This is a genomic window from Mycetocola sp. Y719 (assembly GCF_056713205.1).
Genome location: NZ_JBWYGY010000001.1, coordinates 637,990 through 660,107, shown reverse-complemented (window position 1 = coordinate 660,107; position 22,118 = coordinate 637,990). Strand labels below are relative to the sequence as shown.

Sequence of the window (22,118 nt, the reverse complement as noted above, 5' to 3'; positions counted from 1 at the left end):
TCGACGGGAACTGCCTACTCGGTCGCCGGAGCCAGCCTCGGCGTGTCCCGAACGAGCTGGGCGGTGTACGGATGCTGCGGGTCGTCGAACACGGTCGCGGCCTCGCCGGTCTCGACGATACGGCCGCGCTGCATGACGGAGACGCGGTCGCTCATGTGTCGGATGACGCCGAGATCGTGGGAGATGAACAGGTAACCGAGGCCACGCTCCCGCTGGAGTCGGTTGAGCAGGTCGAGGACCTGCGCCTGGATGGTGACGTCGAGGGCCGAAACGGGCTCGTCGCAGATGAGCACGTCAGGTTGGGCGGCGAGGGCGCGGGCGATCGCCACCCGCTGGCGCTGGCCGCCGGAAAGGAACAGTGGGTGAGTCGGCCCGATATCGGCGGGCAACCCCACCGAATCGAGGAGCTCGGCCACGGATTCAGCCGACCCGGTCGTGCTTATCGCGTCCTCCAGGATCTGCCTGACGGTCCACCGCGGGTCGAACGAGCTCAGCGCATCCTGGTAGATCGCACCGATCCGTGTCCGAAGAGGCCGCCTCGCCTTTTCGGGGAGGTCGAGCCAGTCGCCGCCGTCGAGCTGCACAGTGCCGGACTCCGCGGCCGTCAGGGCGAGAGCAAGCCGAGCCACCGTCGTTTTTCCTGACCCCGATTCGCCGACGAGGCCGAGGGTCTCACCCCGGCGGATCTCGAACGAGACGTCGTCGACCGCACGGAACCGTCCTGACGGCGATGGATAGCTCTTGACGAGATGCGACCCGGAGAGGATGACGGCCTCGCTGATGGCTGAAGCAGTGCGGGGAAGTGGCTGAGCCGCCGGAGCCGTGGATCCGTTCACGGACGGGTTCGCCGCAGGGAGGAGGGGCACTCCCCGCGGTCGCCCGGCGGGGACGGCAGCGATCAGCTCCCGGGTGTAGCCGGTGGTCGGTGCGGCGAGAATCTGTGCGGTCGTGCCCGTCTCGACGACTCGGCCGTTCCGCATCACGAGAACCCTGTCTGCGATCGCGCTGACGACGGCAAGGTCGTGGCTGATCAGGAGGATGCCGGTGCCCTGGGCCTTCAACGCGGCCATGAGGTCGAGGATTCGCGACTGGATGGTCACGTCGAGGGCGGTCGTGGGCTCGTCGGCGATGAGGAGGGGTGGGTCGAGCGCGATGGCCGACGCGATGAGAGCCCGTTGCCGCAGCCCGCCGCTGAGTTCCCCCGATCGCTGACGTGCCGCGTTGACCGGGTCGGGCATGCCGACCTTCTCGAGCAGCTCGACGACCCGGGCGGTGGCGGCGGTCGCAGGCATCCGGCCGTGCAGTCGGATCGTGTCGGTGATCTCGCGTCCGATGGGGCGGAGCGGATCCAGTGAGACGAGGGCATCCTGCAGGATGAGACCGACGTCGCGTCCGCGGACGCCTCGCCACTCCCGGTCGGTGGCTCGCCGGCGATCACGGCCGTTGAGGGTGAGAACGTCGGCTGTGACGGTGGATCCCGTGCCCGCCAGCCCGAGCAGCGAGCGTGCCGTGACACTCTTGCCTGAGCCGGATTCACCCACGATGGCCACGCATTCACCGGCGGCGACGGTGAGCGATAGGTTCTCCACCACTGTGCGAGCCGATGACCCGCCGCCGAACGACACGGTGAGGCCCTTCACATCGAGAAGTCCGGACATTCAGGCTCCCTTCGATCGACGCGTGATGCCCCGGCCGAGAACGGTCGAGACGATCGTGGTCAGCACGATCATCAGGCCGGGAAAGACAGTGAGCCACCACGCCGTTCCGATGTAGGTACGGCCGGCGGACAGCATGGCACCCCACTCGGCGGACGGCGGCTGCGCCCCGAGCCCGAGGTAGCTGAGCGCCGCAGCCCAGACGACCGCCTGACCGATGCCGAGGGTGGCGAGCACGACGAGCGGAGTGAGGGCGTTCGGGAGGATGTGTCGCGTGAGGATCCGTCCGGGGCTGTGGCCGAGGACCCGGGCGGATTCCACCCAAGCCGATGAACGGATGGCCACGAGCTGCCCCCGGATGATGCGGGCGTATCCGGGAGCTGTCGACAGCCCGACCGCAATGGTCGCGGACACAGGGCCGGGGCCCGCGATGACGATGACGAGGAGGGCCAGAAGCAGCCCGGGGAATGCGAACAGCACTTCGACCGCCCGGTTGACGGTGAAGTCGAGGGCGCGGCCGCCGAAGCCGGCGAGAACGCCGAGGGCGAGGCCGAGTGCCAGGCCGATGGCCGTCGCCGTCACACCGATGAGGAGGGAGGGGGCGGTGCCTGCGACGACCCTGCTGTAGACGTCCCTGCCGGATTCGTCCGTGCCGAACCAGTGGGACGCCGTCGGCGGGCTGAAGGCGTTCCTCGGGTCGATCTGGTTCGGATCCGCGGTGCTGACGATGTCGGGTGCGACGGTCGCGACCAGGAGGAAGACGACGAAGGCGGCGGCCAGTAGCTCTCCGACACCGAATCGTCGGCGTCGCTTTCCCGGCGGCGCCGTGACGGCCGCGGACCTGACTTCGAGTTCGCTCACCGGGTGTCCGCCTGGCGAAGGCGCGGGTCGGCGACCCGGGAAGCGGCATCCGTGAGGAAGGTCATCAGGATGTATGCGACCGCGACGACGAGGACGACGCCGGTCACGACGGGAACGTCCCGCAACGTCACCGCCTGCAGCAGTGTTCGCCCGAGACCCGGCCTGGCGAAGATCGTCTCGACGACGACGGCGCCGGAGATGAGGAAGCCGAGAGCCCAGCCGGAGAGGCTGATGCCGGGGATCGCCGCGTGGCGGAGAGCATGACGCAGTCGGATGCCGGTTTCGCTCTCTCCGCGCGCCCGTGCAGAGAGGATGAAGGGGGAGTCGAGCGTGTCGAGGAGGGTTTCTCGCATCACCTGGGCAAGGAAGCCGGCGAGGGGGATGGCGAGCGTCACGACGGGGAGCACGAGGCCGGAGACGTCACCGGTGGAGACAGGAGGGAACCAGCCCAGGGTCGTGCTGAAGACGGCGATGAGGACGGTGGCGAGCCAGAAGTGAGGAAGGGCGGCGCTCGTCAGCTCGATTCCCTGGCCGACCGCTGCGGCGACCCGACCGCCCCCTGTGGACCAGAGCGACAAGGAGATGGCGATCAGCCACGCGAGGGCCAGGGCGGAGACGGCGAGGGTGAGAGTGCCGATGATCTGCTGGCCGAGCAGGTCGGCGACGGGCACCTTGAGGGCGTATGAGGTTCCGAGGTCGCCGGTCACCAGTCTGCCGAGAGCGGCGACGTACTGGGCGAGGAGCGGCTGGTCGAGGCCGTACTCCTGCCTGACCTGTTCGAGCGTCTCCTCGGACGCCTGCGATCCTGGTCCGCCGAGCACGGCTTCCGCCGGGTCGCCGGGGATGAGCCTGATGGCGAAGAAGGTGAGCGTCGCCACCGCCCAGAGCACGAAGACCGATCCGGCCAGGCGAGCGAGGAACCAGCGGGCGGTGCCGCCGTTCCTCGTCGCCTGGGCCGGCTGATCAGTCTGTGAGCCAGGCGTCATAGAACGTTGGCGTCGAGACCGTGGGCAACGCACGGGCGCCGGAGACGTCCGGGCCGAGGAGGAAGTGATTCTGCTGGTCGTACAGCGGGAGGATGTAGAACCCCTCGAGGATGATCCGCTGCGCATCGGCGTAGAGGTCGGTGCGTTCTCCCTCATCGGTGATCTGGGAGGCTCGCGTGAGCAGGTCGTCCAGTTCAGGGATGTTCACCTGTGCGTGGTTGGCGAAGTAGCCGCTCGGCGCCGGAGTGATGCCCGAGGAGTGGAACAGGATCCGAAGCACGTCTGGGCCGAGCTTGGTGTACGGGGCGCTGACGATGTCGTAGTTGTTCTCACCGAGTGCGGTGTACCAGCCGGAGAGGTCGAGCAGGCTGATCTTCACGTCGAAACCCGCCTCCTTCGCAGTCGCCTGCACCTGGTCGAACAGGGACTGCTCCGCCGGGATCGACTGGTTCGTGGAGACAGGGAAGTCGAGGCTGAGGCGCTCGCCGTCCTTCACGCGGTAGCCGTCGGCATCCCGATCGGTCCATCCGGCGTCGTCGAGAAGCTCGTTGGCGGCATCGAGGTCGACGCCGAACAGTGTGTCGTCGGAGTACGCGGCGGTCTCGGCGCTGGAGAGCGGCGAGTACGACCGGGTGGCGGTTCCGAAGAACAGGGAGTCGATGCCGTCGTTGACGTCGACGGCGCGGATGAACGCTTCACGTACCTTGACGTCGTCGAAGGGCGCCTTGCCCGAGTTCAGTTCGATCCGGTTCGATGCGCCTGGCCTCGGAGCGTCGATTTCTGTGAGGCTGTCGTTCTTCGTCGCAGCGGAGAGCGTGTCCGGCTGGGCGTTGTCGATGACGTCGACCTGGCCACCCTGCAGCGCGGCGTACCGTGACGCGGAATCAGGGATGAAACGCCATTCGATCCCGTCGAGGTAGGCGGGTCCTTCGTGTGCGGCATCGGCGGGGGGTGAGTTGTAGTCATCGTTGCGGACGAGGCTCACGTGATCCTGCTTGACCCACTCGTCGATGATGAACGGACCTGTTCCGATCGGTGACGCGCAGTTCTCGTCCATCCCACGGGCGATTCCGGCGGGGGATTCGATCGCCAGCCACGGCTGGGCGAGCGACTCGAGCAGGGCGCTGTCCGGCTCGGTCAGCTCGAACCGGGCGACCGTGTCCGACACGGCCTCGACGGCGCTCACCTTGCCGAGTGCGAGGTATCCGGTCGACGACTCGGTCGCCGGGTCCTGGAGGTGCTCCATGTTCACCTTCACGGCTTCGGCGTCGAACGGCGTTCCGTCCGTGAAGGTGACGTCGTCACGCAGCGTGAATTCCCAGCTGAGGCCGTCGTCGGCGACCGCCCACTCGCTGGCGAGCCACGGGATGATCTCGCCGTCGTCGTTCCGGGACACGAGCGAGTCGAAGACCTGGCCGGCGAGGAGTGCCTGAGGGTAGTTCCCGCCGACGTGCGGATCGAGGCAGGTCGGCTCGGCGTCGCCGCTGGCATAAGTGAGTGTTCCACCCGAGACGGGTGTGTCCTGCGGGGTCGGCGTCGGAGCCTGGCAGGCGGTGAGTGCGAGGGTCGCGATGGCGATACCGCCGACGGCGGCAAGACCGCGCGTGCGACGAGAGGGTGCTGAGTGCATGGGGGCGAAAGTTCTTCCGGTGAAAGCGGGAGGCAGGAATATCTGGTCTGAGTCTACTAACGAGCGAATGCGGGAATGAATTCCCGGAAGCCGTGCGGTCGCTACGCTTCAGGGAGACGGAAGGGGCGGCATGAACGACGTGGCCGGTGCGGTCGGGAGACCACGGAGATCCTCGCAGCGCATCCTGGAGGAGGCCGCTGCCGAGTTGTTCCTCGAGCAGACCTACGCAGGGACGACGATCGACCAGATCGCCGCGCGCGCGGGCGTCAGCCGCAACACCTTCTTCAACTACTTTCCGGCCAAGAGCGATCTCCTCTGGGTCGACTTCGACGAGACGATGGCCAGGCTCGGCGGGGAACTCGACGCCATCGATTCCGGGATGGCGCCGATGGATGCCGTGAGGCAGGCGATCACGGCCGTCGCGGCATCCCACCCGTCGGGCAGTGTCCCGTGGGCGCTGACCCAGTACGAGCTCATGGGAACGAGGGACGAACTCCAGGCGTCAGGGCTGGCACGATTCATGAAACAGAGTGCCGTCCTCGAAGCGTTTCTGGCGAAGCGGTTGCCCCCGAGCCGCTCAGTGCCGCCCCAGGCCATCGCTTTCGCGGTCCTCGCGGCCGCGGCTGCCGCGGCAGGGGAGTGGGCGCGGGCCGGCGTGAACAGGCGTCCGCTCGACGCGTACGTGGCCGAGGCGATCACGCCGGTCTGTGACGGATTCGCCCGCGCGCTCTGATCGGTGATGTTCATGATCGCTACTTGTTCTAGTTGAACTAGAACTATAGAATCGGGGCATGCTCCTCCGAATCGACCCAGGCTCACCGGTTCCGCTGTTCGACCAGCTGGCCGGGAGCATCAGGGGCGCGGTGATCGCCGGCGGTGTGAAGGCGGGGGAACGCCTGCCGACGGCCCGTGACCTCGCAGAGTCACTCGACGTCAACGTGCACACGGTGCTCCGTGCCTACCAGGTGCTGCGCGACGAAGGGCTGGTCGAATTGCGCAGGGGCAGGGGAGCGATCATCACGAATACAGCCGGGCGCTACGCCCAGCTCAGCGCGGCCATCGACACGGTCGTCGCCGAGGCGAAGACCCTCGGCATCGGGCCGGACACGGTCAACTCACTACTTCGGGAGGCATTCAAATGACCGACAACCAGACAGGTGTTCCCGGCCGGAGACGCTACCTGCTCATCGGCACCGTGCTGCCCATCCTGCTCACGCTCGTCGGTGCTGCTCTCGCAATCACCTGGCTGCCTGACCTCCCTGATCCGGTGGCGATCCACTGGGGGAGAGGCGGCGCAGACGGCTTCGGCAGCGCCTGGACGCTGATCCTCATTCCCGTCGGGATCACCGTTGTCTTCACGGTGATCACCGGACTCGCCCTCACTGAGGCGAGACGCAGCGGAACACTGACGATCAACGACAAGATCCTGATCGTCACCCGTCACTTCCTCAGCGTCCTGCTGACCGTGGGGACGATCGGTTCGCTCGCTGTCCAGCGCGGTCTCGGTGATGCGCATGACGCTCCGGATATCGCCGGTCCGCTGTTCGTCGGCGCCATCGGCGGTGTCCTGTTCGCTGCCGCAGTGTGGTTCATTCTTCCGAAAGCCGTTCCAGCGCGCGTCGAGGAGGCGGCGGAAGCCAGGCCGATCGACCTCGCCCCTGACGAACGCGTGTTCTGGGAACGTACGGTCCGCATCTCGGGGGCCGTCGTGTCGTTGATCGTCGTCATCCTCGTCTTCTCGGTGGGTGTCGCCATCCTTGCGTCTCTGAGTTCGGCCACAGCCTTGCCGTTCGCCGTGGCCATCGCGAGCTTCGTGATCGTGCTGACGATCGGGATGTCGTTCTGGCGGGTGAGGGCTGACCGCCGCGGATTCCTCGTGCGGGGCGCACTCGGCTGGCCGCGGGTGAGCATCCCGAACACGGACATCGCCGAGGTGCGTGTCATCGAGGTGAACCCGACAGCGGACTTCGGCGGCTGGGGCTGGCGGATGGCATCCGGGCGTCGCACCGGAATCATCATGCGTCGGGGACCTGGAATCGAGATCACCCGGACGGACGGCCGGCGGCTCGTCGTCACCGTCGACGATGCGGAAACCGGCGCCGGCGTGATCAAGACGCTCACGAGCCGCGCCGCGGCATCCTGATGGTGAGTCGCCCGGCTCGGTGGGTGTCGCGCTTCGAGAACCCGTCGATCCGGGCAACTCGACGCCCTGCGCCGGTCGAGACGCTATCCTTGTTACAACGACATCGATCCGGACATCACCGGGGAGTCTCCGGAAGAACAGCGACATGAACCTGTGTCACCCAGTAGAACCGGGCGGGTCTGGCCCGTCACAGCCAAAGAACGAGCGGCCGACGCGTGCGGCAAGCGAGGTGGTACCGCGGATCGAACCTGATCCGCCCTCGCAGGTGATCACTGAAACCTGCCGGGAGAAATATGCCGTACCCCAAGTCCCATGACGACTCGCTCCAGTCAGGAGCCGCGTTCGGCGTGACGCCGTCGCCGAAGTTCCCGGCGATCGAACAGGACGTCCTGGCGTTCTGGAAGGACGACGCGACCTTCGAGACATCCGTCTCGCAGCGCGAAGGCGCTGACGAGTGGGTGTTCTACGACGGCCCGCCCTTCGCCAACGGCCTTCCGCACTACGGACATCTCCTCACCGGCTATGCCAAGGACGTGTTCCCGCGGTTCCAGACCATGCGCGGCAAGCAGGTGCACCGCCGCTTCGGGTGGGACACCCACGGTCTCCCTGCAGAGCTCGAGGCCGAACGTCAGCTCGGCATCACCGACAAGAGCCAGATCGAAGAGATGGGGATCGCGGCCTTCAACCAGGCAGCGAAGGACTCCGTCCTCAAGTACACCGAGGACTGGGAGCGTTACGTCACGCGCCAGGCCCGCTGGGTCGACTTCGAGAACGACTACAAGACCCTCGACATCACCTTCATGGAGAGCGTCATCTGGGCGTTCAAGCAGCTGCACTCGAAGGGCCTCGCCTACGAGGGCTACCGGGTGCTGCCGTACTGCTGGCGCGACCAGACTCCACTCTCCAACCATGAACTGCGGATGGACGACGACGTCTACAAGATGCGTCAGGACCAGACCGTCACCGTCACCTTCCCGCTCACAGGCGCGAAGGCGGAGTCGCTCGGTCTCACCGCCGTCCGTGCCCTCGCCTGGACGACCACACCGTGGACCCTCCCGACCAACTTTGCCCTGGCTGTCGGCCCCGACATCGAGTACGCCGTCGTCCCCGCCGGACCGAACGGCACTCCGGATGCCACCGTGCTGCGCGAGAAGCACGGCGGCGGTGGAACCACCGAGGTGCTCGGTGGGGAATACCTGCTCGCGACGGCGCTCGTCGGCAACTACGCCAAGGACCTGGGCTACGAGTCCGCGGCCGACGCTCTCGCGGCGGTTTCCCGCACTGTGCTCGGCGCCGAGCTCCAGGACGTCACATACGACCGCCTGTTCGACTACTACTCGGACGTCGACGAGTTCGGTCTGCAGGATGCCTGGCGTGTCCTCGTCGCCGATTACGTCACGCTCGAGGACGGCACGGGGATCGTGCACCAGGCACCCGCGTACGGTGAAGAGGACCAAAAGATCTGTGAGGCGGCCGGCATCCCCGTCGTCATCTCGGTCGACGACGGCGGCAAATTCCTCCCCGAGGTGACCGATGTGGCCGGCCTGCTCTGGTCTGAGGCGAACAAGCCGCTGACCCAGCTGATCCGCGAGGAGGGACGTCTGCTCCGGCAGGCGAGCTACGAGCACTCGTACCCGCACTGCTGGCGCTGCCGCAACCCGCTGATCTACAAGGCCGTTTCCAGCTGGTTCATCCGCGTGCCCGAGTTCCGCGACTCCATGGTCGACCTCAACGAACAGATCAACTGGGTGCCCGAGAACGTCAAGCACGGCCAGTTCGGCAAATGGATCGGCAACGCGCGCGACTGGTCGATCAGCCGCAACCGCTACTGGGGCTCACCGATCCCGGTGTGGAAGAGCGACAACCCCGACTACCCGCGTGTCGACGTCTACGGCTCGCTCGACGAGCTCGAACGCGACTTCGGCGTGCGCCCGACCGACCTGCACCGTCCGTTCATCGACGAGCTCACCCGGCCGAACCCTGACGACCCCACAGGAGCGTCGACGATGCGCCGCATCACCGACGTTCTCGACGTGTGGTTCGACTCCGGGTCGATGCCGTTCGCCCAGGTGCACTACCCGTTCGAGAACCGCGAGTGGTTCGACTCCCACAACCCGGCCGACTTCATCGTCGAGTACATCGGCCAGACGCGCGGCTGGTTCTACACCCTGCACGTCCTGTCGACGGCGTTGTTCGACCGCCCGGCGTTCAAGAACGTGGTCAGCCATGGCATCGTCCTCGGCAGCGACGGACAGAAGATGTCGAAGTCACTGCGCAACTACCCGGACGTCAACGAGGTCTTCGACCGGGACGGCTCGGATGCCATGCGCTGGTTCCTCATGTCGAGTTCCGTCCTCCGCGGTGGCAACCTCGTCGTCACCGAGGAAGGCATTCGCGAGGGCGTCCGCCAGATGCTGCTGCCACTCTGGAACACCTGGTACTTCTTCAGCCTCTACGCCAACTCGGCGCGCGACGGCGGGTACGACGCGACCCGTCGCACCGATTCCACAGACGTGCTCGACCGCTACATCCTCGCCAAGAGCCGGGTCATGCTTACCGAGGTCACCGCGCACCTCGAGGCGCTCGACTCGACCCTCGCGGCGGCGACGCTGCGTGACTTCGCCGACGTGCTCACCAACTGGTACGTCAGGCGATCCCGCGACCGCTTCTGGGTCGGCGTTGCCGACGACGGAAGCGGCAGCGAAGCGTTCGACACGCTCTACACGGTCCTCGAGACGCTGACCCGCGCCGCTGCGCCACTCCTCCCGCTCGTCTCCGAGCGGATCTGGAAGGACCTCACCGGCGGGCGGAGCATCCACCTCGCCGACTGGCCCGATGCTGCCGAGTTCCCCGAGGACGACGTCCTCGTCACCGCGATGGACTCGATCCGCGTGATCAGTTCCACCGTGTTGTCGCTGCGCAAGCAGGCCGGACGCCGGGTCCGTCTCCCTCTGGCGAGTCTCACAGTCGTGGCGCCGGACCCCGCTGTGCTCGCGCCGTTCGAGGACATCCTCCGCGACGAGCTCAACGTCAAGGAGGTGAGGTTCGTACAGCTGTCGGAGTCGAGCGCAGCCGACTATGGAATCACCTCACGCCTCACCGTCAACGCCCGCGCCGCCGGTCCGCGCCTCGGCAAGAACGTGCAGACCGTCATCAAGGCGGCCCGCGCAGGGGATTGGTCCGAGCAGGGCGGCGTCGTCACCGCAGGCGGGATCCCGCTGGAGGAAGGCGAATACGAGCTCGTCCTCGAAACCGCCGCGGCCGAGGGCGGGTCCGACACGGCCCTGGCGCTCCTCGCCGGGGGTGGATTCGTCCTTCTCGACACGGCGACCACTCCCGCACTCGAAGCCGAAGGGCTCGCACGGGACGTCGTCCGGTCGGTGCAGGACACCCGCAAGGCCGCCGGCTTCGACGTCAGCGACCGGATCGTGCTCGGCCTCGTCTTCTCAGACGCAGGCGACGCGGATGCCGTGTCGTTCGTCACCGACGTCGACATCGCCGCAGAGACCCTCGCGACGAGCTCGTCCATCCACGTGCTCGACGAGGTCAGCGAGGCCACGCGCGCCGGCACGCCGTCCGAGTGGCTGCCGGGCCTGTTCGGCGGACCCGTCGAGTTCTACCAGGAGTTCGCTGCGGGCGCGTTCGCCAACACCGGATCGTTCATCGTGGCCGTGAGCCGCGCAACCAGGAGAATCGATGTCTGAGAACGACGAATTCAGCGAGCAGGGTCGCGCCGTCTATGAGGCGCTGCTGTCCCGCACCGGCGAAGGGGCGCCACAGCCGCGTCTCGAACCGACACGGCGCGCGCTCGACCTGCTCGGCGACCCCCAGAGGGCGTTCCCGATCATCCAGCTCGCCGGGACGAACGGCAAGACGAGCACCAGCCGGATGATCGAGGGCATCCTTCGGTCATACGGCCTGAGGACCGGGCTGTTCACGAGCCCGCACCTGGTGCACTTCAACGAGCGGATCGTCGTCGACGGAGAACCGATCTCCAACGAGACCCTCGTGCGCAACTGGGACGACATCCAGCCGTACGTGAACATGGTCGACCTCGAGCTCGAGGACGCGGGCGAGCCGACGCTCACCTTTTTCGAAGTGCTGACAGTCCTCGGGTTCGCCATCTTCGCCGACGCGCCTGTGGACGTCGCGGTCGTCGAGGTGGGTATGGGCGGCGAGTGGGATTCCACGAACGTCGCCGATGCGCAGATCGCCGTCTTCACGCCGATCGACCTCGACCACACCAACCGCCTCGGCAAGACCATCGCCGAGATCGCGCGGACCAAGGCCGGGATCATCAAGCCGGCGGCCACTGTCGTGACCGCTGCACAGCATCCGGATGCCATGGCGGCTCTCGTTCACGCCGCCGAGCTCTCCGAGGCGCCTGTGATCGCGCAGGACGTCGACTTCGCGCTCACGAGCGATGTCGTCGCCGTCGGCGGTCAGGTGATCAGCGTGCGGGGACGTGCCGGGGAGTACTCCGACCTCTACCTGCCGTTGTACGGCGACCACCAGGGCCAGAACGCGGCGGTGGCGATCGCTGCCGTCGAGACGTTCCTGGGTAACGGACTGCAGCGCCTGTCGACCGATCCGCTCACCGAGGGGCTGACCGAGGTCGAATCGCCCGGCAGGCTCCAGCTGGTCGGCATCGAGCCGACCGTGCTTGTCGACGCCGCGCACAACCCGCACGGCGCCCGGTCGCTCGCGGCGGCTCTCGGCAAGTACTTCGATTTCCAGGAGATCGTCTTCGTTCTCGGCGTGCTGGGTGACAAGGATGCCGAAGGCATCCTCTCCGTCCTCGCGCCGCTGGCCGCCCGCATCCACCTCACGGCGTCGACGTCGTCACGTTCGGTGCCGGTCGATGAGCTCGCCGACCGTGCGAGAGCGACGGTCGAGCCCGGGCTTGTGCACAGCTACGACAGCCTCGAGGATGCCGTCTTCGAGGCCCGCGAATGGGCCAACGAGGGTGAGAGCAGACTCGTCGTCGTCACCGGGTCAGTGGTTCTCGCCGGTGAAGTCGTCGAACTGGCCGAGGAGAGCGGGTGGAAGAAGTGAGGGGCGGCAAACGGAGCGTCCGGCAGTCCCTCGCGTCGATCGTGCTGGCCTTCGAGGTCATCGTCGTGTTCCTCGCCTCCCTCGTCGCGTTCGGACTCAAGGTTCAGCCGGGACCCGTCGCGCTGATCGGTGGGGGAGTGATCTGCCTCGCGCTCCTCGCCACCCTCGCTCTTCTGCGCTACGAGTGGAGCTTCGCGCTCGGCTGGGTGCTGCAAGGCGTTATCGTTGCCACGGGCATCTTCGTCCCGGTGATGTGGGTCATCGGCCTCATCTTCGCCGGCATGTGGGTGTACTGCATGGTCGTCGGGGGCCGGATCGACCGTCAGAAAGCCGCCGCAGAAGAAATGGGAAGTTAGAACACATGGTTGAAGAAACACTCGTCCTGATCAAGCCGGACGGCGTCGCACGCAATCTCACCGGTGAAATCCTCCGGCGCATCGAGGCGAAGGGATACTCGCTCGTCGACATCCGCCTCGTCCAGCCCGATCGTTCGGTTCTTGCCGAGCACTACGCGGAGCACGAGGGCAAGCCGTTCTACGAGCCCCTCGTCGAGTTCATGCTCTCCGGGCCGATCGTCGCGATCCGTGTCGCTGGGAACCGTGTCATCGAGGGCTTCCGTGTGCTCGCAGGCACCACAGACCCGACGCTGGCCGCCCCTGGGACCATCCGCGGAGACTTCGGCAGGGACTGGGGCCTCAAGGTCCAGCAGAACCTCGTGCACGGCTCGGACAGCCCCGAGTCAGCGGCGCGCGAGCTCTCGCTCTGGTTCAAGTAGCGTCCACGCTTTTCCGACGGCGGCATCCGGAGTTTTCCGGGTGCCGCCGTTTGCGTCTTCTGCCCGGCTGGCCCCGTTCGTCCGTCGCGTATGCCGGATTCGTTCTCGAAAACCCTGCATACGCGACGGATGAAGCGGTGGGGATGCGGCGTCGCGGCATCCGTTCGTGTTGTCACGGACGGACGGCATGCGGTCGCGAATCCGCACTTTGCGTGCAGCGAACGATCGGCTAGAAGCCATCGAGGGTTCATCCGTCGCGAATGTCGGCTTCGGGTGCGAAAACCCTGCACATGCGACGGATGAACCGCGCGGCCGGCTGGTTGCATCCGTTTCATCCGTCGCGTTTGTCGGTTTCGTGGGTGGAAAGTCTGCATACGCGACGGATGAAACGACTCGGATGCCGCCGGCGGCCCACGCACGCGGCGAGCCAGCGTCAGAGGGTCGCGAGCACGTCCAGCCGTAGCTGCGCGAGAACGGCGACGACGACGTAGCAGGCGAGCGTGAGGATGACGATCCAGCCGTTGAGGGCGCTGGCGGCCCGCCGGATCCGCCGCGAAGCCGGGATAGTCCCCGCGGCAAGGTTCCGCAGCGTCACCGCCCAGAACACGGGAATCGTCACGGCCCAGGTGACCATGCACCACGGGCAGAGCGTCCCGAGCACGAAGATGCTCTGCGAGATCAGCCAGATCACGAACACGAGCGCCGCCGCCACTCCGGCGTTGAAGAAGAGCCAGAACCAGCGATCGAACCGGGCGCCGGCGAGGAGCGCCGCCCCCACGACGATCGGCGCCACCCAGCCGGTGAGCCCGAGGATCGGGTTGGGGAACCCGAAGACAGAACCCTGCCAGGAGGCGAGGTTCGCACCGCACTGCACCAGCACGCTGAAATCGCACGACAGTGACGCATCCGGGAACTCGAGGAGGTGGAACTTCTCCATGGTGAGCGCGAATGCGGCGATCCAGCCGATGACGCCGGCGACGATGAGGAAGATCCCGAGGCCCACGGGGCGTTGTGCGATTTCACGGGGGCTCACCCTCGGATTATCGCACGACACCGTTCGTGTCGAGCGCGTGGTCGCGCCCCGACGGCCGGTCCGTGCGATAATGGCAGGACGAGGACAGGGCCGCGCCCTGGGCTCGTACAACAGAAGGCTTATCGGGTCAGTGCTCGTAACGAAACGGCACAGAACCGGTGTTCGATGGAAACAGTGTTTCGTCGATCAGAACGATCGACACAGAAGGTGTGGGGCTAGAGCCAGAGGGCCGGCCGCTCACATACAGGATTTGCGGGAGGCACGCGGAAGCGGCCATCCGCTCGATAATTCCCGGAAGGGCGGCGCGGTCGCCCCGCCGGATGAGGAGTCCACCAGAAATGGTGAATAAAAATTCAGACAGCAACAATGACCAGGTGACAGACGAGACGGAGCCGGTGACCACCGGAACCGGTGCTGACACTCCAGACACGGCTGCAGAAGCCGTCGATACCACTGAGGCGCCGTCTTCGGATGCGACGCCTGCTGACGACACGGATGCCGCTGAGCAGGCCGCCGAAGAGACCCCGGCCGAACCGGCCCTCCCGGTCTTCACCGGCGCCCCGACCACGGCCCTCTTCTTCCAGGCCCCCGACGTCAAGCCGCTCCCGCCCCGCGCACGACAGGACGACGAAGACGACGAGGACGACGAAGACGATGAGCCTTCGACGGTCCGCCGTCGTGCCCGTCGCCGATCCAACGACGACCGCCGCTCGAACCAGAACGACCCGGCCAACACCGTCGTCAAGGTACGCCAGCCGCGCGAACCGCGCGAAGCGGAACTGATCACAGAACCGCAGCGGATCAAGGGTTCGACTCGGCTCGAGGCCAAAAAGCAGCGCCGCCGTGACGGTCGCGATGCCGGCCGCCGCCGTCCCGTCGTCACCGAGGCCGAGTTCCTCGCCCGACGCGAGTCCGTCGACCGCAAGATGGTCGTCCGTTCCAAGAACGGGCGCATCCAGATCGGCGTACTCGAAGACGGTGTCCTCGTCGAGCACTACGTCGCCCGCAACCAGGAAGCTTCGCTCATCGGCAACGTGTACCTCGGTCGCGTGCAGAACGTGCTCCCGAGCATGGAAGCCGCGTTCGTCGACATCGGCCGTGGCCGTAACGCCGTGCTGTACTCAGGCGAGGTCGACTGGGATGCCGCCGAGACCGGCAACCAGCCCCGCCGCATCGAGCTGGCGCTCAAGCCGGGCGACCGCGTTCTCGTCCAGGTCACCAAGGACCCGATCGGCCACAAGGGTGCACGCCTCACGAGCCAGGTCTCGCTTCCTGGCCGCTACCTGGTCTACGTGCCGAACGGCTCGATGAACGGGATCTCACGCAAGCTTCCCGACACCGAGCGTGCCCGCCTGAAGAAGATCCTCAAGGAAGTCCTCCCGGACAACGTCGGCGTCATCGTGCGTACCGCTGCTGAGGGTGCGACCGAAGAGCAGCTCACGCTCGACGTGAACCGCCTGATCAGCCAGTGGGCCGAGATCAGCAAGCAGATGGAAAGCGTCCAGGCGCCCGCACTGCTGCACAGCGAGCCCGACCTGCTGATCAAGATCGTCCGTGACGTCTTCAACGAAGACTTCCAGAAGATGCTGATCGCAGGCGACGAGGCCCAGGAAGTCATCGAGAGCTACCTCCGCAGTGTCGCCCCCGACCTGCTCGAGCGGGTCGAACGGTATGAGGGAACGCGAGACGCGTTCGACGAGTACCGCATCACCGAGCAGATCGAGAAGGCGCTGGACCGCAAGGTCTGGCTGCCGTCCGGTGGTTCCCTCGTCATCGACCGCACAGAAGCCATGACCGTGGTCGACGTCAACACCGGCAAGTTCGTCGGTTCCGGCGGAAACCTCGAAGAGACCGTCACGAAGAACAACCTCGAGTCCGCAGAAGAGATCGTCCGTCAGCTCCGGTTGCGCGACATCGGCGGGATCATCGTCGTCGACTTCATCGACATGGTGCTCGAATCCAACCGCGACCTCGTGCTTCGACGCCTGATCGAGTGCCTCAGCCGCGACCGGACCAAGCACCAGGTGGCAGAGGTCACCTCTCTCGGTCTCGTGCAGATGACCAGGAAGAAGCTCGGCCTCGGCCTGCTCGAATCCTTCAGCGAGCCGTGTGAGGTCTGTGCAGGTCGCGGCGTCGTGATCCACCACGACCCGGTCGTGAAGCACCGCCAGAGCCCGCAGCCGGAGACCAAACGCCGGGGCAAGGCCTCAGGCGGCGGAGACTCCAGGAACGCATCCGGGTCGAACGGAAATGGGTCGAACGGAAACTCGAACGCGCCGAAGGTCCCCACGCACGCCATCACGGATGACGCGAAGAACGCGCTGGCCAAGATCGCTGCGTCGACCATCGCTCACCACGTCGACGACGAGGTGGCCGCAGAGGCACCGGTCGCTCCCGCCGCCGAACGCCGCAATGATTCACGCAACGATTCGCGCAACGACAGGAACGACAGGAACGAGTCGCGCAACGACCGTCGCAACGATCGTCGCCGGTCGCAGAAGTCTCAGCAGGGGCAGCCGGCACAAACGGCCGACCAGCAGACGGAGACTCCTGAGCGCACCGAGCCGACGGATGCCCCGTCGCTCGCGATCCTGGACATCCCGATCGAACCGGCCCGACAGCCGCAGCAGCGGGTCACCGCCCGCGCAGCCGAGGACCTTCTCGGCTCGGTGCTGGACGCGCTCCCCGAGCCCAAGCAGCCAGGCAAGGGCCGGGCACGTCGCCGTCGTGTGACGACGGCTGCGCTGACCGGAACTCCTGTCGCGTACGACGCGGACGCGAACCGCTCACAGGGCGAGTAGCACTCACACGAACGGCGGCCGCTCCTGGACGGGGCGGCCGCCGTTCTGCATCACAACGACCGTCGCTCCCTGGCCGTGACGCGAAGTCCGCTCCGGATCAGGCGCCGAACGAGTTCATGGCCGTCGACAGGGACAGCGCCTGCGGCGACGAGTGCGTCGTATCGAGAAGCAGGGACGTCGTAGTGGTCGAGGTCGAAGCCGCGCTCGGGGATCGCGTTGGCACCGGCGAAATCGTGCAGTTCCTCGAGCGACGCGTCGCTGACCAGGTGGCTCCAGAGAGTGTCGTGGGCCGGCCAGCGTGGCGGGTCGATGAGGACTGTCATGGGAGAATTCTAGGAAGGCGCGACACGGCATCCGCTGCATTTGTGGGATTGGGTGGGATGAAGTAAAGTTGCCTGTTGGTGCACGTTGGCTTATCCCGCGTTTTGCCCATGGTTTTCTGTCAGCTTGACCTCCCTTCCCGCTGGGGTCTACCGCACAGTGAATTTTCCTTTGACAGATTGAGCTCGGAGCGAGAGCTCCCCAGAGAAGTGAGTACGTGAAGTGGTTTACGCAGTAGTGCGCGCCGGTGGTCGGCAGGAAAAGGTTGAGGTCGGCACCATTGTGACGATGGACCGGGTCAAGAACATCAAGGACGGCAAGGTCCAGCTGGCTGCCGTCCTGCTCGTCGACGGTGACAACATCACCACCGACGCCGAGAAGCTTGCGAAGGTCAAGGTCACCGCCGAGTTCATCGAGAACCTGCGCGGCCCCAAGATCCACATCCAGAAGTTCAAGAACAAGACCGGTTACAAGAAGCGTCAGGGGCACCGCCAGGAGCTCACCCGCGTCAAGATCACCGGCATCAAGTAGAGCCTGAGGGAGAACAGACATGGCACACAAAAAGGGCGCGAGTTCCACTCGCAACGGTCGCGACTCGAACGCACAGCGCCTCGGCGTGAAGCGCTTCGGTGGTCAGGTTGTCTCTGCGGGCGAGATCATCGTCCGTCAGCGCGGCACGCACTTCCACCCCGGCGTCAACGTCGGACGCGGCGGCGACGACACCCTGTTCGCTCTCTCGGCCGGTTCGGTCGAGTTCGGCGCCAAGGGCGGCCGCAAGGTCATCAACATTGTGACGGCAGCTGCCGAATAGGCATCCGTTGGTTTCATCTCAGGGGCGAGCTTCGGCTCGCCCCTGAGTTTTTTATCAAGCAGCGATTTTCGTGAAGTACAAGGTATTTGGAGGGCTCTCGTGGCCACATTCGTCGATCAGGTGACACTGCACCTGCGTGCTGGAAACGGCGGTAACGGATGTGTGTCTGTTCGTCGAGAGAAGTTCAAGCCGCTGGCCGGTCCTGATGGCGGCAATGGAGGCAACGGTGGCGACATCGTCCTCGTCTCCGACGCTCAGGTCACCACGCTCCTCAACTACCACCGTTCGCCGCACCGCAGCTCGCAGAACGGCGGCCCGGGAATGGGCGACCACCGCAGCGGTACGACCGGTGAAGAGCTCGAACTCCCCGTCCCCGTCGGGACCGTCGTCAAGGATGCCGACGGCAACGAACTCATCGACTTCACCGAACCTGGCGTCAGGTACGTCGTCGGCCAGGCCGGGCAGGGCGGACTCGGCAACGCCGCGCTGTCCACCACGAAGCGCAAGGCGCCCGGGTTCGCGCTTCTCGGAACGCTCGGCTGGGAGGGTGATGTCACCCTCGAACTCAAGGTCGTGGCAGACGTCGCTCTCGTGGGCTACCCGTCCGCAGGAAAGTCCAGCCTCATCGCCGCGATGTCCGCCGCGAAGCCGAAGATCGCCGACTACCCGTTCACGACCCTCCACCCGAACCTCGGCGTGGTCCAGGCCGGCGACAACCGGTACACCGTCGCCGACGTTCCCGGCCTGATCGAAGGCGCAAGCGAAGGCAAGGGACTCGGCCTCGAGTTCCTCCGCCACGTCGAGCGCTGCTCCGCCCTCGTCCACGTCCTGGACTGTGCAACCCTCGAGTCCGGTCGCGATCCGCTCACCGACCTCGACATCATCCTCGGCGAGCTCGGCGCTTACCCGGTCCCCGAGGGCCAGTTGCCCCTGCTCGATCGGCCGCAGTTCGTCGCTCTCAACAAGATCGACGTCCCTGAGGGACGTGAGCTCGCTGAGCTCGTGAAACCAGACCTCGAGGCGCGCGGGTACCGCGTCTTCGAGATCTCCACTGTGAGCCACGAAGGCCTCCGCCAGCTCTCCTACGCCCTCGGCGACCTCGTCGCCACCGAGCGTGAGGCGCGCCGCGTCGAAGCCGCCGAGCGTCCGCGCATCGTCATTCGCCCGAAGGCCGTCGACGAGTCGAAGTTCACCGTCCTCGTCGAGGGTGGAAGCTACGGCAACATCTACCGCGTGCTCGGTGCCAAGCCGGAGCGCTGGGTTCAGCAGACCGACTTCACCAACGAAGAAGCCATCGGCTTCCTCGCCGACCGGCTCGCGAAGCTCGGCGTCGAGGACGGCCTGTTCAAGGCGGGCGCCGTCGGCGGTTCGACGGTCATCATCGGCCGGGACAACGGCGTCGTCTTCGACTGGGAGCCGACTCTCACGTCGTCTGCGGAGCTCATCACCACACCGCGTGGTCTGGACGCCAGGCTCGACGCCAACAACCGTCCCACGCGCAACCAGCGCCGCGAAGAGTACTTCGAGCGCATGGATGCGAAGACCGAAGCCAGGGCCGAGCTTGTCCGCGAGCGCGAAGCCGGGCTGTGGCGGGACCAGTACGAGGCAGACGAGCAGGCCGCAGCAGCAGCAGGCGCTGACGAGGAAAAGTAGGACATGGCGCTCACCGGTCGTGACGGCATCCGTTCAGCACGTCGTGTCGTCGTCAAGGTGGGTTCGTCGTCGATCAGCGGGAAGAACGCCGGTCAGATCACCCACCTCGTCGACGCTCTCGCCGAGGCGCATGGGCGTGGCACCGAGATCATCCTCGTGTCATCCGGTGCGATCGCGATCGGGATGCCGTATCTTCAGCTGACCTCACGGCCGGTCGACCTCGCCACGCAGCAGGCCGCTGCGGCGGTGGGGCAGAACGTGCTGATCTACCGCTACCAGGACAGCCTCGACCGGTTCGACATCGTCGCCGGGCAGGTGCTCCTCACGGCCGGTGACCTCGAGATCGACGCGCACAGGAGCAACGCGCAGCGTGCGATGGAACGTCTTCTCGCCCTGCGCATCCTCCCCATCGTCAATGAGAACGACACGGTGGCGACGCATGAGATCCGCTTCGGCGACAACGACAGGCTCGCCGCGCTCGTCTCGGTCCTCGTCGGCGCCGATGCTCTTGTGTTGCTGAGCGACGTCGACGCCCTGTACACGAAACCCCCGTCCGAACCCGGGGCCGAACTGATCCCGACGGTCGCCGCCGGTGACGCCCTCAGTCAGGTCACCTTCGGCGACATCGGCGCTGCAGGGGTCGGCACCGGGGGAGCGTCGACCAAGGTGTCTGCTGCGCGGCTCGCCGCCGAAGCGGGAGCCGGTGTGCTGATCACGTCGACAGGCCTGGTCGCCCGCGCCCTCAACGGCGACGACATCGGAACCTGGTTCGAGCCCACCCCTCGAGGCTGACCGGTCACGCTTCGCGCGCGGCGCTGGCTAAAATCGAAGGCATGACCACAACTCTGCCGTCATCGCCCGCCTCGACCACCCCTGGCGACGTCGCCGCGGGCGTCCGGGCGCGGCTGGAACGCGCACGGCTTGCGTCCCGAGCCCTGGCGACAGCGAACGGCGACCTCAAGAACGCCGCGCTCGAAGCACTCGCCGTCGGCGTCGTCGCCGCAACAGGGCGCGTTCTCGCCGCGAACGCCGTCGACCTGGAGAACGGCCAGCAGTCAGGACTCGCACCCGGACTGCTCGACCGACTGCGCCTCGACGAAGCCAGAGTGGCGGCGCTGGCCGCCGCTGTGCGGGAGATCGCCGCCCTGACCGACCCGATCGGGCAGACTGTCCGGGGGTCGAAGCTCCCCAACGGCGTCAAGATCGACCAGGTACGGGTTCCGTTCGGTGTCGTCGGTGCGATCTACGAAGCCCGGCCGAACGTCACCATCGACATTGCAGCACTCGCGCTGAAGAGCGGCAACTCCGTCGTCCTCCGCGGCGGTACGGCGGCAGAGAACACCAACCGTGAGCTCATCGCGGTCATCCGCGACGCACTCGAGGCCGTCGGACTGCCTGCCGACGCCGTACAGACCGTGGATGATTTCGGGCGAGAAGGTGCGACACAGCTCATGCAGGCTCGCGGTCTCGTCGACGTGCTCGTGCCACGTGGGAGTGCATCCCTCATCCAGGCCGTCGTCACCGAGTCGAAGGTTCCCGTGATCGAGACCGGCGCAGGCGTCGTCCACATCTACCTGGACGAATCCGCCAGACTCGACTGGGCCACCGAAATCGTCCACAACGCGAAGGTGCAACGCCCCAGCGTCTGCAACGCGGTCGAGACCGTGCTCGTGCACCGCGCCGCCGCCGAACGGCTGCTGCCGTCCGTGCTCAGCCGGCTCGCGGCATCCGGTGTCACGATCCACGCCGACGACACGGTAGCCGGTCTCGTCGCAGGGACCGTCCCCGCGACGGACGACGACTGGTCGACCGAGCACATGAGCCTCGACATCTCGGTACGTGTCGTCGACGGACTCGACGACGCCCTCGACCACATCCGCCGGTATTCCACCGGGCACACCGAGTCGATCATCACCGAGGACGTCGCAACAGCCGAGCGGTTCCTGGCCGAGGTCGATTCAGCCGTCGTGATGGTGAACGCGTCCACGCGGTTCACCGACGGGGGCGAGTTCGGGTTTGGTGCTGAGGTCGGGATCTCGACGCAGAAACTGCATGCGCGGGGTCCGATGGGTGTTTCCGAGCTGACAAGTACGAAGTGGACCGTTCGGGGTACAGGCCAGGTACGTGCATAGTCGGTAGACTTGTCATGGCGCCGACGAGCGCAGAGAACCGAATGGAGTACACATGTCGTTTGCGACAATCCTGATCGCCGAAGCGACGCAGCACGCGGAACTGCCGATGCCCGCCTGGATGTTCGGTGTGATCGCGCTCATCGTCTTCCTGTTCCTGGGCGTGGCGACCTTCAGCTACCGTGATGTCGCGAATCGCCACGGCGGCCGTGTTGCCGCGCGCGAGCGTACCGGCTCCACCCGGGGAACCGGCCACTAGCCCCCA

The 22,118-nt window shown here is 66.4% G+C and carries 20 protein-coding genes; 14 read left to right on the top strand and 6 right to left on the bottom strand.

The genetic code is table 11. The annotated features are described in order from the left end of the window. Positions 1 to 14 precede the first annotated feature (14 nt). The 4 genes from AC1M0F_RS03020 to AC1M0F_RS03005 are packed head-to-tail and all read right to left on the bottom strand — an operon-like array spanning position 15 to position 5,132. Positions 15 to 1,658 carry a dipeptide ABC transporter ATP-binding protein gene (locus AC1M0F_RS03020; RefSeq protein WP_480236717.1) on the bottom strand — a complete coding sequence of 548 codons (1,644 nt, stop codon included), beginning with the start codon at positions 1,656 to 1,658 and terminating at the stop codon, positions 15 to 17. Then, positions 1,659 to 2,516 carry an ABC transporter permease gene (locus AC1M0F_RS03015; protein ID WP_480236716.1) on the bottom strand — a complete coding sequence of 286 codons (858 nt, stop codon included), beginning with the start codon at positions 2,514 to 2,516 and terminating at the stop codon, positions 1,659 to 1,661. Then, complete coding sequence (locus AC1M0F_RS03010; RefSeq protein ID WP_480236715.1) at positions 2,513 to 3,502, bottom strand: ABC transporter permease; 990 nt, start codon at positions 3,500 to 3,502, stop codon at positions 2,513 to 2,515. The genes AC1M0F_RS03015 and AC1M0F_RS03010 overlap by 4 nt, the downstream gene beginning before the upstream one ends. Further along, on the bottom strand, positions 3,480 to 5,132 hold the full coding sequence (locus tag AC1M0F_RS03005; RefSeq protein ID WP_480236714.1) for an ABC transporter substrate-binding protein: 1,653 nt from the start codon (positions 5,130 to 5,132) through the stop codon (positions 3,480 to 3,482). Before AC1M0F_RS03005 ends, AC1M0F_RS03010 begins: the two co-directional genes overlap by 23 nt. Positions 5,133 to 5,262: 130 nt before the next feature. Between AC1M0F_RS03005 and AC1M0F_RS03000 the strand changes: the two genes are divergently transcribed. The 7 genes from AC1M0F_RS03000 to ndk all read left to right on the top strand — a co-directional run bounded on the left by AC1M0F_RS03000 (position 5,263) and on the right by ndk (position 13,105). Continuing rightward, positions 5,263 to 5,865: a TetR family transcriptional regulator gene (locus tag AC1M0F_RS03000; RefSeq protein ID WP_480236713.1), complete on the top strand. Its 603-nt coding sequence runs from the start codon at positions 5,263 to 5,265 to the stop codon at positions 5,863 to 5,865. Between the two features lie 58 nt (positions 5,866 to 5,923). After that, complete coding sequence (locus AC1M0F_RS02995; RefSeq protein WP_480236712.1) at positions 5,924 to 6,274, top strand: GntR family transcriptional regulator; 351 nt, start codon at positions 5,924 to 5,926, stop codon at positions 6,272 to 6,274. After that, complete coding sequence (locus tag AC1M0F_RS02990; protein ID WP_480236711.1) at positions 6,271 to 7,275, top strand: DUF1648 domain-containing protein; 1,005 nt, start codon at positions 6,271 to 6,273, stop codon at positions 7,273 to 7,275. Before AC1M0F_RS02995 ends, AC1M0F_RS02990 begins: the two co-directional genes overlap by 4 nt. A gap of 293 nt (positions 7,276 to 7,568) precedes the next feature. Next, on the top strand, positions 7,569 to 10,979 hold the full coding sequence (ileS, locus tag AC1M0F_RS02985; RefSeq protein WP_480236710.1) for an isoleucine--tRNA ligase: 3,411 nt from the start codon (positions 7,569 to 7,571) through the stop codon (positions 10,977 to 10,979). Then, positions 10,972 to 12,330: a bifunctional folylpolyglutamate synthase/dihydrofolate synthase gene (locus AC1M0F_RS02980; protein ID WP_480236709.1), complete on the top strand. Its 1,359-nt coding sequence runs from the start codon at positions 10,972 to 10,974 to the stop codon at positions 12,328 to 12,330. Before ileS ends, AC1M0F_RS02980 begins: the two co-directional genes overlap by 8 nt. Then, a complete protein-coding gene (locus AC1M0F_RS02975; RefSeq protein WP_480236708.1) occupies positions 12,318 to 12,686 on the top strand; it encodes a DUF4233 domain-containing protein in 369 nt (122 codons plus the stop codon). The genes AC1M0F_RS02980 and AC1M0F_RS02975 overlap by 13 nt, the downstream gene beginning before the upstream one ends. Before the next feature lie 5 nt (positions 12,687 to 12,691). Continuing rightward, entirely contained in the window at positions 12,692 to 13,105 is a 414-nt protein-coding gene (ndk, locus tag AC1M0F_RS02970) for a nucleoside-diphosphate kinase (RefSeq protein WP_480236707.1), read from the top strand. Positions 13,106 to 13,538: 433 nt separating this feature from the next. Here ndk and AC1M0F_RS02965 read toward each other — a convergent pair whose 3' ends face one another. Then, positions 13,539 to 14,138 (bottom strand): vitamin K epoxide reductase family protein, encoded by a 600-nt coding sequence (locus AC1M0F_RS02965; protein ID WP_480236706.1) that lies wholly within the window; start codon positions 14,136 to 14,138, stop codon positions 13,539 to 13,541. Between the two features lie 338 nt (positions 14,139 to 14,476). Here AC1M0F_RS02965 and AC1M0F_RS02960 point away from each other — a divergent pair, with 338 nt between their 5' ends. Continuing rightward, the gene (locus AC1M0F_RS02960) at positions 14,477 to 16,939 is read left to right on the top strand and encodes an Rne/Rng family ribonuclease (protein ID WP_480236705.1); all 2,463 of its coding nucleotides are present in this window, start codon (positions 14,477 to 14,479) and stop codon (positions 16,937 to 16,939) included. A 50-nt stretch (positions 16,940 to 16,989) separates the two neighbouring features. Here the strand turns inward: AC1M0F_RS02960 and AC1M0F_RS02955 are convergent, their stop codons facing one another. Next, complete coding sequence (locus AC1M0F_RS02955; RefSeq protein ID WP_480236704.1) at positions 16,990 to 17,262, bottom strand: DUF4031 domain-containing protein; 273 nt, start codon at positions 17,260 to 17,262, stop codon at positions 16,990 to 16,992. 220 nt (positions 17,263 to 17,482) lie between these two features. Here AC1M0F_RS02955 and rplU point away from each other — a divergent pair, with 220 nt between their 5' ends. The 6 genes from rplU to AC1M0F_RS02925 all read left to right on the top strand — a co-directional run bounded on the left by rplU (position 17,483) and on the right by AC1M0F_RS02925 (position 22,112). Next, positions 17,483 to 17,791 (top strand): 50S ribosomal protein L21, encoded by a 309-nt coding sequence (gene rplU, locus AC1M0F_RS02950; RefSeq protein ID WP_480236703.1) that lies wholly within the window; start codon positions 17,483 to 17,485, stop codon positions 17,789 to 17,791. 19 nt (positions 17,792 to 17,810) lie between these two features. Next, entirely contained in the window at positions 17,811 to 18,071 is a 261-nt protein-coding gene (gene rpmA, locus AC1M0F_RS02945) for a 50S ribosomal protein L27 (RefSeq protein WP_121672712.1), read from the top strand. Positions 18,072 to 18,170: 99 nt separating this feature from the next. Next, positions 18,171 to 19,724 carry a GTPase ObgE gene (gene obgE / locus AC1M0F_RS02940; RefSeq protein ID WP_480236702.1) on the top strand — a complete coding sequence of 518 codons (1,554 nt, stop codon included), beginning with the start codon at positions 18,171 to 18,173 and terminating at the stop codon, positions 19,722 to 19,724. 3 nt (positions 19,725 to 19,727) lie between these two features. Next, complete coding sequence (gene proB, locus AC1M0F_RS02935) at positions 19,728 to 20,516, top strand: glutamate 5-kinase (RefSeq protein WP_480236701.1); 789 nt, start codon at positions 19,728 to 19,730, stop codon at positions 20,514 to 20,516. A 41-nt stretch (positions 20,517 to 20,557) separates the two neighbouring features. Next, positions 20,558 to 21,856 carry a glutamate-5-semialdehyde dehydrogenase gene (locus AC1M0F_RS02930; protein WP_480236700.1) on the top strand — a complete coding sequence of 433 codons (1,299 nt, stop codon included), beginning with the start codon at positions 20,558 to 20,560 and terminating at the stop codon, positions 21,854 to 21,856. A 52-nt stretch (positions 21,857 to 21,908) separates the two neighbouring features. Beyond that, positions 21,909 to 22,112, top strand: coding sequence for a hypothetical protein (locus tag AC1M0F_RS02925; RefSeq protein ID WP_480236699.1), 204 nt, complete (start codon positions 21,909 to 21,911; stop codon positions 22,110 to 22,112). Positions 22,113 to 22,118: the final 6 nt, after the last annotated feature.